Origin of the sequence: Desulfosporosinus paludis (assembly GCF_045689965.1) — a bacterium.
Lineage (GTDB): Bacteria > Bacillota > Desulfitobacteriia > Desulfitobacteriales > Desulfitobacteriaceae > Desulfosporosinus > Desulfosporosinus paludis.
In genome coordinates this window covers 1,893,644-1,906,756 of sequence record NZ_CP144211.1, presented here as the reverse complement: position 1 = coordinate 1,906,756, position 13,113 = coordinate 1,893,644, and the positions used below count along the sequence as shown (strand labels likewise).

At 46.6% G+C, this 13,113-nt stretch carries 13 protein-coding genes and 1 pseudogene; 13 read left to right on the top strand and 1 reads right to left on the bottom strand.

Annotation, left to right across the window (positions count from 1 at the left end; all coding sequences use genetic code 11):
* The first annotated feature begins 171 nt into the window (after nt 1-171).
* From purF to VZF35_RS09645, 6 genes are all read left to right on the top strand, one after another.
* Complete coding sequence (gene purF / locus VZF35_RS09670) at nt 172-1,572, top strand: amidophosphoribosyltransferase (RefSeq protein ID WP_407313114.1); 1,401 nt, start codon at nt 172-174, stop codon at nt 1,570-1,572.
* 30 nt (nt 1,573-1,602) lie between these two features.
* Nucleotides 1,603-2,616 (top strand): phosphoribosylformylglycinamidine cyclo-ligase, encoded by a 1,014-nt coding sequence (gene purM, locus VZF35_RS09665; RefSeq protein WP_407313112.1) that lies wholly within the window; start codon nt 1,603-1,605, stop codon nt 2,614-2,616.
* Entirely contained in the window at nt 2,613-3,230 is a 618-nt protein-coding gene (gene purN / locus VZF35_RS09660) for a phosphoribosylglycinamide formyltransferase (protein ID WP_407313111.1), read from the top strand. The genes purM and purN overlap by 4 nt, the downstream gene beginning before the upstream one ends.
* A complete protein-coding gene (purH, locus tag VZF35_RS09655) occupies nt 3,227-4,771 on the top strand; it encodes a bifunctional phosphoribosylaminoimidazolecarboxamide formyltransferase/IMP cyclohydrolase (protein ID WP_407313109.1) in 1,545 nt (514 codons plus the stop codon). The genes purN and purH overlap by 4 nt, the downstream gene beginning before the upstream one ends.
* 35 nt (nt 4,772-4,806) lie before the next feature.
* Nucleotides 4,807-6,084 (top strand): phosphoribosylamine--glycine ligase, encoded by a 1,278-nt coding sequence (gene purD, locus VZF35_RS09650; RefSeq protein ID WP_407313107.1) that lies wholly within the window; start codon nt 4,807-4,809, stop codon nt 6,082-6,084.
* A 195-nt stretch (nt 6,085-6,279) separates the two neighbouring features.
* Complete coding sequence (locus VZF35_RS09645) at nt 6,280-6,834, top strand: manganese catalase family protein (RefSeq protein ID WP_407313106.1); 555 nt, start codon at nt 6,280-6,282, stop codon at nt 6,832-6,834.
* A gap of 99 nt (nt 6,835-6,933) precedes the next feature.
* Here VZF35_RS09645 and VZF35_RS09640 read toward each other — a convergent pair.
* A pseudogene (locus VZF35_RS09640) lies at nt 6,934-7,299 on the bottom strand (MFS transporter); the annotation flags it as partial.
* Between the two features lie 131 nt (nt 7,300-7,430).
* On the opposite strand from VZF35_RS09640, the gene VZF35_RS09635 reads away from it, so the two are divergent.
* The 7 genes from VZF35_RS09635 to VZF35_RS09605 all read left to right on the top strand — a co-directional run bounded on the left by VZF35_RS09635 (nt 7,431) and on the right by VZF35_RS09605 (nt 13,093).
* Complete coding sequence (locus VZF35_RS09635) at nt 7,431-7,742, top strand: recombinase family protein (protein ID WP_407313104.1); 312 nt, start codon at nt 7,431-7,433, stop codon at nt 7,740-7,742.
* Nucleotides 7,742-9,652: a sigma 54-interacting transcriptional regulator gene (locus tag VZF35_RS09630; protein WP_407314563.1), complete on the top strand. Its 1,911-nt coding sequence runs from the start codon at nt 7,742-7,744 to the stop codon at nt 9,650-9,652. Before VZF35_RS09635 ends, VZF35_RS09630 begins: the two co-directional genes overlap by 1 nt.
* Nucleotides 9,653-10,185: 533 nt before the next feature.
* On the top strand, nt 10,186-10,464 hold the full coding sequence (locus VZF35_RS09625) for a 2-oxoacid:ferredoxin oxidoreductase subunit alpha (protein ID WP_407313102.1): 279 nt from the start codon (nt 10,186-10,188) through the stop codon (nt 10,462-10,464).
* A 21-nt stretch (nt 10,465-10,485) separates the two neighbouring features.
* Nucleotides 10,486-11,637 carry a transketolase C-terminal domain-containing protein gene (locus VZF35_RS09620; protein ID WP_407313100.1) on the top strand — a complete coding sequence of 384 codons (1,152 nt, stop codon included), beginning with the start codon at nt 10,486-10,488 and terminating at the stop codon, nt 11,635-11,637.
* A gap of 17 nt (nt 11,638-11,654) precedes the next feature.
* Complete coding sequence (locus VZF35_RS09615; RefSeq protein ID WP_407313098.1) at nt 11,655-12,515, top strand: thiamine pyrophosphate-dependent enzyme; 861 nt, start codon at nt 11,655-11,657, stop codon at nt 12,513-12,515.
* A gap of 6 nt (nt 12,516-12,521) precedes the next feature.
* A complete protein-coding gene (locus VZF35_RS09610; RefSeq protein ID WP_407313096.1) occupies nt 12,522-12,950 on the top strand; it encodes a 2-oxoacid:acceptor oxidoreductase family protein in 429 nt (142 codons plus the stop codon).
* Nucleotides 12,938-13,093 carry a hypothetical protein gene (locus VZF35_RS09605; RefSeq protein ID WP_407313094.1) on the top strand — a complete coding sequence of 52 codons (156 nt, stop codon included), beginning with the start codon at nt 12,938-12,940 and terminating at the stop codon, nt 13,091-13,093. Before VZF35_RS09610 ends, VZF35_RS09605 begins: the two co-directional genes overlap by 13 nt.
* Nucleotides 13,094-13,113: the final 20 nt, after the last annotated feature.

Here is a 13,113-nt window from a genome sequence, read left to right as displayed (position 1 = left end):
TGCGTGTTTTATTGAAGGTGTAAGCCTAAGGCCATTTGAGTACTTAAACCTAAGGAAAAGTATTTCCGTTAGTTGAGGGGGAAGGCGAAAACCCGTTCGAGTCCTTGCAGGACGTAAGACGTAATTCTGGCTTTTCGCCTTGCCTCAATGAAAGAAAAAGGGGGGACAACATTGTTCGATATTAGCCTAGATAAGCCAAATGAAGAATGTGGAGTCTTTGGAATATATGCTCCCAATCAAGAGGTGGCTCGTTTAACCTATTATGGGCTCTATGCGCTGCAGCACCGTGGGCAGGAAAGCGCCGGCATCGCTGTTTCCAACGGACGTACTATTGAGCTACATAAAGGCATGGGTCTTGTCTCTGAGGTGTTTTCTGACCAAATTGTGAAGAGTTTACACGGGAAAATGGCGATTGGACATGTACGTTACTCAACGACGGGTTCAAGCTTATTGGCAAATGCCCAACCTTTGGTTGTCCATTATCAGAAGGGGATGATGGCCTTAGCTCACAACGGCAATCTCACCAATGCGACAGAATTGCGGGAAGAATTAGGTAAGAACGGTGCTGTATTTCAGACAACGACGGACAGCGAAGTGATTATTAACCTCATTACCCGTTATCGCCGAGATTCTTTAGAGGATGCGCTTGTCAAAACTATGATGGATTTGCGCGGAGCCTATGCTGTTGTCATCCTAGCAGAAGATAAACTTTTTGGCATAAGAGACCCTCATGGAGTTAGGCCTCTTTGTATAGGGAAAAAAGGTGATAGGTATTGCCTCGCTTCGGAAAGTTGTGCACTTGATACTATCGGTGCTGAATTTATTCGAGATTTAGAACCGGGGGAAATCGTCATCATTGACGAAGAGGGATTGAGCTCACGTCCGGGGTTGTCAAAAAACAAAAGCGCTTCTTGTGCTTTTGAATATATCTATTTTGCCCGTCCGGACAGTACCATGGATCGATTAAATGTTTCGGAAAGTCGCTGGAAAATGGGCATTGAATTAGCCCGTGAATGTCCCATTGAGGCCGATCTTGTGATTGCAGTCCCGGATTCGGGAACCGCTTCGGCTTTGGGATATGCTACAACTTTAGGCTTGCCCTTTGGGGAAGGTCTGATCAAGAATCGTTATGTCGGGAGAACGTTTATTCAACCGACTCAGGAAATGAGAGAAGTGGGCGTTCGTTTGAAGCTCAATGCCAATACGAGCGTTCTTAAAGATAAACGCATAGTAATGATCGATGATTCCATTGTCCGAGGGACCACAAGCTCTAAATTAGTTGAAATGGTCAGAAAAGCGGGGGCTAAAGAGGTCCATTTCTTAATCAGTTCGCCCCCTGTGGCTTATCCATGTTATTATGGTATAGACACAGCGGAACGGGAAAAGCTGATCGCCAATCAGTTGGATATAGAGGGAATTCGGAAGTTCGTTGGAGCGGATTCCTTACATTATATTTCAGAGGAAGGCTTACTACGGGCACTTGGTACAAATGATGTTTGCCTGGCCTGTTTTAATGGCTCCTATCCTATCCCCGTTTCAAACTTGAATCGCAGTAAAAATTCTTGTGGATAATGATTGGCGAAAACGTAAGGAGGAATCGATGTGGGATACTCTTACCGCGATGCTGGTGTCGATATACAAGCTGGAAATGACGTTGTGGAGCGTATCAAACCGGCTGTAGCTCGGACGCTTCGCCCCGAAGTTTTAGGTGGGCTTGGCGGATTTGGCGGACTTTTTAAATTAGATTTACAAAAATATCCAGATCCGGTTCTCGTCTCAGGAACGGATGGCGTGGGGACAAAACTGCGTCTAGCTTTTCAAATGAATCGGCATGATACCATCGGGCAAGATGCAGTTGCTATGTGTGTCAATGACATCTTGGTCCAAGGCGCAGAGCCGCTGTTTTTTCTCGATTATCTTGCGGTGGGAAAGGTAGAACCCGAGAGAGTCGCTGAAGTTGTCGGCGGAATTGCCCGGGCTTGTGAAACCTCAGGGTGTGCGCTTATTGGAGGAGAGACGGCTGAAATGCCTGGTTTTTACGCTGAGAATGAATATGATATCGCTGGTTTCTCAGTAGGTGTTGTAAACCGAGACCGATTAATCGATGGATCAAACATTCAAGCGGGAGATGTCCTCATTGGACTGCCATCGACGGGGCTGCATAGCAATGGGTATTCTTTGGTACGGAAACTATTTGAGGGTTATTCTTTAGAAGAGGTTTTGCCGGAGTTAGGTGAACCTCTAGGGGACACCTTATTGAGGCCAACTAGAATTTATGTTAAAACAATTTTACCACTCCTTGCCGGAGGAACGATTAAAGGTATGGTACATATCACAGGGGGAGGATTGACGGAGAATATTCCCCGCGTCCTGCCTTCAGGTTTGGGCGTTCAAATTGATTTGTCTGCTTGGAAACGTCCGGCAATATTTGACTTGCTCCAACGTTTGGGAGAAGTTGACTGGTCTGAAATGTATCGGACATTCAATATGGGCATCGGATTTGTTCTTATCGTCAGTGCGGAGGACGAAAAGAGTCTTCGTCAGCAACTCGCGGACATGGGAGAGACGAGCTATGTTATTGGAAGAGTCCTAGCTGGAGAAGGTGTATCTTATTGAGAACAGCAGTGCTGGTATCCGGGAGAGGGAGCAATCTTAAAGCTTTGCTCGATGCCTCAAGAGGAGGGAACCTGCCCATAGAAATTGTCGCAGTTGGCTCAGATCGATTAGGAGCGGCAGCGCTCGATCTATCTAAGGAAGTCGGAATCCCGACTCGGGCTTTTCCAATAATGAATTACCCCCATCGTCAAGCCCAAGAGGAGGATCTCTTAACTTGGATGAGGGAAAATCGAGTAGAACTCTTACTTTTAGCAGGGTATATGAAGGTATTGGGCCCCCAGTTTATTCGTCAGGCTGATTTTCCGGTCCTTAATATTCATCCGTCGTTACTCCCGGCGTTTCCAGGTCTTCACGCCCAGCGTCAGGCCTTAGAATACGGAGTCAAGGTGAGCGGATGTACCGTTCATTTAGTCGATGAGGGTTTAGACAGCGGACCAATTCTTTTACAAGAGGCCGTAGCTGTTTTGCCTGAAGATACAGAGGAAAGTTTAGCCCGGAGAATTTTAGAAGCAGAACATCGTCTCTACCCTGAGGCCGTCGGTCTCGTAGTCTCGGGAAGGGTAAAACGGGTGGGGCGTCGGGTTCAGATATTGCAACAGGAGGGTTCAGAATGAAACGAAAAGCCATTATTAGTGTTTCAGATAAGGCAGGGATCGTCGACTTTGCTCAGGGGCTTGTGGAGTTGGGATTTGAATTAATCTCGACGGGAGGAACTTATAAAGTTTTGGATGAAGCTAATATCCCGGTTAAATATGTCAGCGAAGTCACTGGATTTCCGGAAGTCTTAGGTGGACGGGTGAAGACCCTCCATCCTCTAATTCATGGAGGAATCTTGGCTCGGGATAGCGCAGAGCATCGTGAACAGATGGAGCAAAACGGAATAAGCTTTATAGATCTAGTCGTGGTGAATCTCTACCCATTTCGGGAGACAATCTCGAAGCCTGGGGTGAGTTTTGCAGAGGCGATAGAGAATATTGACGTCGGGGGGCCGACGATGGTACGAGCTGCTGCGAAAAATCACGGCAGGGTCACAGTACTCGTTAATCCAAAGTCCTATGGAGAAGTTTTGAATGTGCTGCGGGAAACAGGTGCCGTTTCGGCGGGAATGCGCAAGAGACTGGCGGCGGAGGCCTTCGCTCATACTGCAGAATATGATCGTTTGATTGCCAGTTACTTAGAACGGCAACTTGAGCCCATCGGTGGTTTTCCGAGAACCTTGAGGCTAACCGCTCAAAAAGTTCAGGAATTGAGATATGGTGAAAATCCTCAGCAAAAAGCAGCCTTTTATATAAATTCCGATGCTGGAGTGGGCACTCTGGCGAGTGGAAAACAATTACAAGGGAAAGAGCTTTCCTACAATAACTGGGCAGACATGGATGCTGCTTGGAAAATCGCTCGCGAATTTGACACCTGCGCCGCGACGATTATCAAACACTCGAATCCTTGCGGAGTGGCATTAGGAAAGACACCTCTGGAAGCTTACCAAAGCGCTTTAGCCTCAGATCCAGTTTCTGCCTATGGTGGGATTATCGCCTTTAATCGTGTCGTGGATGGGAGCTGCGCGGAGGCGATAAAAGAATGTTTTTATGAAGTGATCGTGGCGCCGGATTTTAGTCCGGAAGCCCGGGAAATTTTGAGTGCCAAAACGAACCTTCGTCTCTTTGTGGTTGGAAGAGGGGAGACCGTAAAAGTGAACTCCGGCTGGATGCTTAAAAGTATAGACGGTGGTTATCTGGTTCAAGAGGTAGATCGAGGGACAACCCCAGTCAATGAATGGGAAATTGTCACCGATCAGAAGCCTACGGAAGAAGATTTAACAGCGCTGGATTTTGCCTGGCGCGTGGTCAAACACGTAAAATCAAATGCCATAGTCGTGACAGATCATCGCCAGACTTTAGGGGTTGGGGCAGGGCAAATGAACCGAGTAGGGTCTGCCAAGATTGCTATTGAGCAGGCTGGGGACAGGGTAAAAGGGGCATATTTAGCTTCGGATGCGTTCTTTCCTTTCCCGGATTCTGTTGAAGCTGCCGCTCAAGCAGGAATTCGGGCGATTGTTCAGCCAGGTGGATCAATTCATGATCCTGAAGTAATTGAGGCGGCGAATCGTCTAAATATTATCATGGTTTTTACGCATCGAAGACATTTTCAGCATTAATGTAGAGAATCATACCCTTGAGAAGAGGTGAGTCGGTGAATAAACGTCGAGTATTAATTATAGGAAGCGGCGGCAGAGAACATGCTCTTGCCTGGAAACTGTCACAAAGTCCGGAACTGGAACGTCTCTTTGTTGCGCCTGGAAATGCCGGTACAGAGCCTTGGAATGTTCCCATTCCAGCTCAAGATATCTCATCATTAGTGGAATTTGCCTTAAAGGAAGGTATTGATCTGACTCTGGTTGGGCCAGAAGATCCTCTAAGCCTTGGGATTGTGGATGCTTTTCAAGAGGCAGGCCTGAGGATTTTCGGTCCGACGAAAGCCGCGGCTCAGTTAGAGGGAAGTAAATCCTTTGCTAAGGCTATTATGGAAAGCGCTAAGATACCGACTGCCAAGTGTGAAGTATTTGAAAATCCCGATCAGGCCAAAACTTATATTCGGGCTCTGGGAGCCCCTTGCGTTTTAAAAGCGGATGGTTTAGCAGCCGGTAAAGGCGTTATCGTGGCCATGGATTTAGAAACTGCCCTGCAGGCGGTTGATGAGATTATGGATGGGAACTTTGGCGCAGCGGGAAAGAAGCTGCTCATTGAAGAATTTCTAGAAGGGCAAGAAATCAGTTTGCTCTGCTTTGCCGACGGTATCACAGCTCGGCCTATGGTCCCGGTTCAGGACCACAAACGTGCCCTGGACGGCGACAAGGGCCTTAATACTGGAGGAATGGGAACGTACAGCCCCCCTCCGATTTGGACTACTGAGCTTGAAGAACGTGTCATGCGCGATCTTGTCAATCCAACGTTAAAGGTTATGTCTGAACGTGGTACCCCGTTTCAAGGAGTGCTTTTTATGGGACTTATGCTCACGGAGCAAGGCCCGAAGCTGCTGGAATACAATGTTCGCTTTGGTGACCCGGAAACACAAGTTGTCATGAAACGTCTGGATAGTGATCTTCTGCCTGTTTTGTGGGAGTGTACAGAAGGTCGTGTGTCTGAAGCGGTGTTAGAATGGAAAGAAGAGGCGGCAGTTTGTGTCGTAATGGCTGCTCCGGGTTATCCGTCAGCCTATCCGAAAGGCTTACCGATCCACCTGCCTGAGTCTGTTGAGGAGAATTCCGTGATCTTTCATGCGGGCACTAGAATGAACGTTGGAAACCTCGAAAGTTTAGGTGGCCGTGTGTTAGGAGTCACAGCTGCCGGACAGACAATTCAGCAGGCACGTGAAAAGGCTTACACTTTGGTGGAGACCATCGATTTTCCTCAAGCTCACTTTAGACGAGATATAGGAATTAAGGGACTAGAGACCGGGTCAATTGGATAGGAATCATAAAAATGCAAAGTGATTAATAGTTTTTAGGCAAAACCGTCCATCTGGGCGGTTTTCTTATAGATTTGATGAAGTGAGTTTATTTTTCTCTTCACTCTATTGCGGGAATTTGAATAATTGGGTTGTGACCATCGAGACCTTACCTCCATATAATATTGGCAAGGCGCCCTATTAGGAGGGGGGATGAAAGTGTTTCATTATCGAAAACATTTATTTTATCCGATACATGTCGAACGTCAGGATCCAGTATTCGCAAAGCTTTTACTCGAACATTATGCAGGGCGAAATAGTGAACTGTCATCGTCGATCCAGTACTTAAATCATCGTTCCAATATGACCAATCGATATGTTCGAGACTTACTTGGCTTAATCGCAGCAGAAGAATTAGGGCATATGGAGTTGATTTCTGTGGCCATTATTAAATTGGGAGGGCCACCGCTCAATTGTGTCAATTCTCAGGGCGCTCCATGGGTATTGAACTATATTGATCAAAGTGTTGACTGTATAAACATGCTGCAGGTAGATGTACAGGCAGAAGCTCGGGCCGCCCTTCTGTATCAACAACATTTAGAATCAACTTCAGACCAAAATATGAAAAGAATGATCAATTTTTTAATCACCAGAGAAGGGGTACATAAACGTTTGCTGCAAAAAGCACAGGTACTGCTCAAGGATAATGGGTCTTCAGAAGAATTTAATGAATTGATTTATGAGTATAAAATGAGTTTGCAGGTTTTGGAATAACGAAATTACCCGTAATAAAGAGTCTTAGACACTTTGTGGACAATGAAGTGTTTAAGACTCTTTCTGGACTTATCAGATCATTATTTAGATTGTCTACGGTTAAGCCTCTCTAAATAGAGTACTAAACTTATACATTGTCAACACAAAAACTGAACACCCCAGGGCGAATACAGCCATGACCGAAAATGAGAAAATTTTAGATGAATGATCTACCAGGATACCCATAACTATGGGGCCAAAGGTAATACCGAGCGAATATATTGATTGGTAAAAACCCATTGCCGTAGATTTTTTATCTGCGTCAAAGCCCCTGACGGCAATTGCCATAAGGATTGCTGTAAGTATGCCCGCACCAAACCCACCAACAATTTGGAGCGGAAAGAACCATATGGGCTCAGGAGCAACAGCTACTCCCGCACAATACACCGCAAGTAAAACAAAGCCTAAAGCTATATTATTCTTTTCGCCAAGCTTTCTCGACGCTTACAGTGTTTCATTAGAATCATCAAAACATTTTTGGTATATTTCAAGATAATTAATCTACCCTTTTGAAATAAATTGGTATAATTAGAGTATCAACAATAGAGGGTGATTCTATGAAAATCGGATATGTTAGAGTATCAACTAGTGAACAAAATACTGCTAGACAAGAAGTTTTAATGCCGGAGCTGGGAGTTGATGAAGTTTACATAGATAAGGTTAGTGGAAAGAACACCAATAGACCTGAGCTTCAAAAGATGCTTGAGTATGTAAGAAAAGGTGATACGGTCATAGTAGAAAGTATTAGCCGTTTTGCAAGGAATACGAAGGACCTTCTGGAATTAATAGAAAAGACAAAAGGTGGGGGACTCCCAGGCGATGGTTGGAGTGGTAGAACCGAAGATCTCTGGGACATGGAAGTGAAATGATGTCTGAGATTTTGTTTTTAGCAACTTATCCGGAAATAGCACAAGTCGCCCAGAAAATATGTACCGGGTCCACTGATGTCGCAATCGAGGTTGCAAGAATGGACGAGGCTGTCAAACGAGCCTGGGAAGCGGATAGACATGGTTTTTATGTCTTGGTCAGCCGTGGTATTACTACCTGGAAGATAAGAAACTCCGGTATCGAACTGCCTACAGTAGATGTCTCCATAGGAGGATACGATATTATTCGGGCTTATTTTGAAGCCAAAAAAATGGGACAGAGGGTGGGAATTGTCGATGTCGAGGAAGTGATTTCCGGCCTTGATTCCTTTGAGGATGTTGTCCAGGATGAAATTGTCAAATATACTTGCGGCAACGAACTCGAGGAAGTCAGTAAAGGAATTGAATATCTTCGCAGGCATGGCGTGGATGTCGTCATGGGCAAAGTGGCTATGGCCAATGAAGCACACAGACAGGGAATAGCTTCAGTTGTCATATCTTCAGGATTTGATGCAGTGCGCAGATCGATAGACGAGGCACGTAGGGTGAATGCCGTTCGTAAACAGGAAATGAAAAAAGCGGAACAATTCAAAGCCATTCTGGAGTTCACGTACGATGGAATTATCACGCTGGATAATGAAGGGAAAATCACTGTTTTTAATAAAGCTTCAGAAAAGATGTTCGGTTGGAAGGCCGAAAAAGCTTTAGGAAAATATATAACAAATGTTATCCCCACGGCGAATTGCCAAAGACTCTTGGAAACAAAACAACCTGAAATTGGCGAGATTCTGGAAATCGGAAACGCCAAAGTTGTCGCCAACAGGGTGCCGATTGTGGTTGATCACAAAGTTGAAGGAGTCGTTACAACTTTTCAGCAGTTGGAAAGACTGCTGAAATTGGAGGGGAAAGTACGAAGGCAACTGGCAGAGCGGGGACTTGTGGCCAAGTATACTTTTGACGATATTCTAGGGAGAAGCTCGGTTGTCAAAAATGCAGCTGCTTTAGCCAAGGAGTACGCCGGCGTGGACTCTACGGTTTTGATTTATGGACAAACCGGTTCCGGTAAAGAAATGTTTGCCCATGCCATTCACAACGCCAGTCAAAGAAAGAATGAACCGTTTGTTGCGATTAATTGTGCGGCCTTGCCGGAGAGTTTGCTGGAAAGTGAACTGTTTGGCTATGTTGAAGGGGCTTTTACCGGAGCTCGTAAAGGCGGAAAAGCGGGTATGTTTGAAACGGCCCACGGCGGTACGCTTTTTCTGGACGAAGTCGGAGAAATGTCACCCATGCTTCAGGCCCGATTGCTGAGAGTAATAGAGCAAGGTGAGGTTATGCGGCTTGGGGATAGCAGCATCATGCCCGTCAATGTTCGTTTAATTGCCGCAACCAACCGCAATCTCAGGAAAATGGTTACTGAGCAGGAATTTAGGGAAGACCTTTTTTATAGATTAAATGTATTATCTTTGAAGATTCCGCCTCTTAAAGAAAGAGGCGAAGATATTCTACTTATCGCCAGAGGCTTTCTGGAAGAATTCTGTTCTCGCCAGGGAAAGCCTTTGGGGCGTTTTTCAACTCAAGCCGAAACAATACTTCTGAATTATGATTGGCCGGGAAATATTCGTGAACTGCGCAATACGATGGAACGTCTTGCCATGAGACCCTGGCTCGGAGAAATTGACCCGCTTAGTGTCCGCGGCGCCTTGTTGCTGGAAGAGGAGAATATTCCCGAACTTACCTTGAGCCGCAGCGCAGCAGATGTCCGACAAGAGATGGATGAAGCAAAAATAAGTTTTGCTGAAAGGCAAGTTATTGAAAAAGTATTGAAAGAATGTTATGGAAACAAAGTGGAGGCTGCCCGCAGGCTCGGGATCAGCCGGACAACCCTCTGGAGGCGACTGCAGAAAAACTTTTAAGGGAAAAAACGGAAATAGTTTTGACCTGAAAAATTAGAAGTGAACGCTTGGTGAAACGCTGGTGTTTAAATATGAAACGCTGATGTTTAAATATGAAACGCCAGCGTTTTTTGTTTTTAACAAACGCTCAATTGCATCCAGGTGAAATGGACTAATGAAGATAGTTTACAGCGGCTGTTATGACATTTTTTCAGTTTGTTTTTTGGTCTCGCACAACTCTTGGCATGACACTTGCATATTCAAACGTAGCGGAGCCTAAGCAAAGCGGAGTTTGAACGCCATGTGCCTGTCCGGTACCCAAATTGCGCAACATGTGAAGCAATTAGTTTTTATGGTACGGCGACTAGTTCATGTAATTGTGAAACCAATTGCGTAGCGCAGCGGAGCAATAGCAATTAGGCCTAACATCGCCGGTCAGAGGGGGATTGAACCCCCACCGACTGTTAAAGTTGAAACCGCCACCTAAGAGGTTGGGGACATATGGCAATGTTATATCAAGCGTCAGAGTACAAGAATTTGAGGAGGTGGAAAAGATGGCAGTCAAAAACTTACCGGTCGTACCGTCAGGTGATCCCGGAGCTCTTGGAGCAGCAGCAAATTATGAAACGTGGAGAATAGTTCGCCCGGAAATCACTGAGCCGGCAAAAGTGAACCCGATTGTTACGCTATATTGTCCGGAAGGAGCGATTATGCTTGAGGAAAGCGGCGTAACAGTTAACTATAAGCTTTGTAAGGGTTGCGGAATTTGTGCCAAGGAAAGTAAAGGCATTCAAATGGTACCGGAATACACCGGTCCCAAAGGAATTTTTTAGGCAAAGAGGGTTGAAAGAACAATGAACAAAGTACTAATTAACGGAAGTGAAGCTGCCGCTCTTGGAGCCAAACTTGCCAAAATTGAAGTATTGGGCTATTACCCCATTACGCCGGCGTTTCCTGCGATGGAAAGGTTAAGCAAATATATCGACGATGGGGAATTAAACTGTAAATTTATCAGGGTAGAATCGGACCACAGTGCTCTGGCTTCAGTCCTCGGCGGGTCCTTAGCCGGTGCCCGCAGCCATACGGTCACAAACTCCCAAGGTTTGCTGCTTATGACGGAGGTCGTCTATCATGTGGCGGGACTGCGACAGCCCATCGTCATGGGCGTGGCTAACAGGGCCTTATCCGCTCCGCACAGCCGTTTTCCGGAACACGGCGATGTGGTGGCCCAAAGCGCCAGCGGCTGGATTCAACTTTTTTCGGAAAACAACCAGGATGTTCTGGATAACACCATACAGGCTTTCAGAATCGCCGAAGAGCTGAGAACCCCGGTTATGGTCAACTATGAAGGCTACCTGCAGTCCCATACCCTGGAAGAGGTCATGGTTCCGGCGGACCAGGCCAAAGTGGACGCCTTCCTTCCTCTGAAACGGATGCCTGCCCTGGACGTAACCAATCCCCGCGGTGTGAACACGGTTGCCGGTCCTAATGTATATATGGATTATAAATACATTCAGAATGCAGCCATGGAACAAGCCCTGGAATTGATTCCCAAGGTAGCTGCCGAGTATAATAGGGAGTTCGGCGCGAACTCCTGCGGTCTGGTGGAAGGCTATATGATGGAAGACGCCGAGCATGCCGTCGTGGCCATGGGTTCTATCGTCAGTACGGCTAGACTTCTGGTAGATGAACTGAGAAAACAGGGCAAGAAAATAGGCCTCGTCAAAGTCAAAACTTGGCGGCCATTCCCCAGAAAAGCGATCGGGCAAATACTTCAGAATGTGCAATACGTTACGGTCCTGGACAAAAATATTGTCTTCGGCGTTGGCGGCGCTCTGGCTACAGACATCAAAGCAAACCTTTACGGCCAAGGAAACATGGTGATTAACGGCGCAATCCTGGGACTTGGCGGAGGCAAATGCGGTGTTAGGGAAATCAAGGAGGCCATTGATCATACGGAAAGCAGCGAAACGAGTAAAAACAGATCCGAATGGATCGGGCTGTAAAGAAAGGGGGGAGAACAGTGACCATTGATTACAAGAACCTGCCCAAAGAAGAACTATTCGGTCAAGGCAACGTGGGTTGCAAAGGCTGCGGGGCAGCGATTGCCGGTAGACAAGCCATGAAGGTTCTTGGTGAGAGAACGATCATCACCATTCCTGCTTCCTGTATGGCAACCCTTGGCGGAAACAACACGAAAACAACCTGGAAAGTGCCGTTTTACCACACCCTTTTTGAATGTGCACCGGCTATTTCTTCAGGGATCAGAGCAGCTTTGGAGATCCAGGGGATTCAAGACGTCAATGTCGTATCTTGGGCCGGAGACGCCGGGAGCGCCGACATTGGATTCCAGTCCCTGTCGGGAGCTGCCGAGCGCCAAGAGCATATCATTCATGTACTTTACGACAATGAAATGTACATGAATACAGGGGGACAGACCGGAAGCCAGACTCCGTTGTATGCGATTACATCCAATGGATCACTCGGCAAAAAAGTCAAAAAGAAAAACATGCTCGCCATCATGGAAGCCCATGGAATTGATTACGTAGCCAGCGCCAACATTGCTTATCCGGAAGACCTGATGAACAAATTTCAAAAAGCAGCTTCTAAGAAAGGTTTCTCTTACATTCATATCCTTGCTCCCTGTCACCGCGGCTGGGGAATCAAACCGGAAGAAACGGTGGAAGTCGCCAGAAAAGCGTCAGAATGCGGGATGTGGGAATTGTTTGAGGTTGACGAAGGTAAGAGAAGGCGCACTTACGAGCCGCCCTTTATTCCCGTTGCGGATTATCTGAAAGCGCAGGAACGTTTTAAAAACGTAACTATCGAACAAACGGCCGAACTTCAGACATCTATCAACAAGTATTACGGGAGAGAGGGGTGAGATAGGATGGTAGAAATTAAATTTCAGGGTCGTTACGGCCAGTCCGTAGGTAAAGTAACCAGAACGATTGGCAAACAACTGATGGCCGAAGGCAAACATGTGCAGGTTTTTGACAGTTTTGGGGCTAATCGTCCCGGAGCGCCGATGAACTCCACGGTGAGAGTCTCCAACAGTGCCATCATAGAACGTTCCGCCGACAATACGACCCCCGATGTAGTCGTCGTCCTGGATAACAGCCTCTTTAAAGTGACGGATGTAACCTCCGGGCTTAAAACAAACGGCGTCGTGATGGCTTTAGGAGTGGATGCCGTTGTCCTCGGGGAAAAAGTCGCTAAAGTAAGGTTCATCAAACTGGACGGGTTCGTCCAAGGCGGAGTAGATCCTGAACAGTACCTGCTCAAAGCCCTTAAAGAAAACGCCATTTGCCGTTTATAAGTGATTCGACTGCTGAAAGAGTGCTGGGGTTAAAACTTCGCTTCGCCAGGGCTTCGCTGCGTTTGAAAAGGAAGAGAGTACGGGGCTATAGCGCCGGTGCTGCGAAATCTGCTTTGGCCAAAGAAATTACTATTATGCCATAGGAGGTAGAAAAACAGTGAAA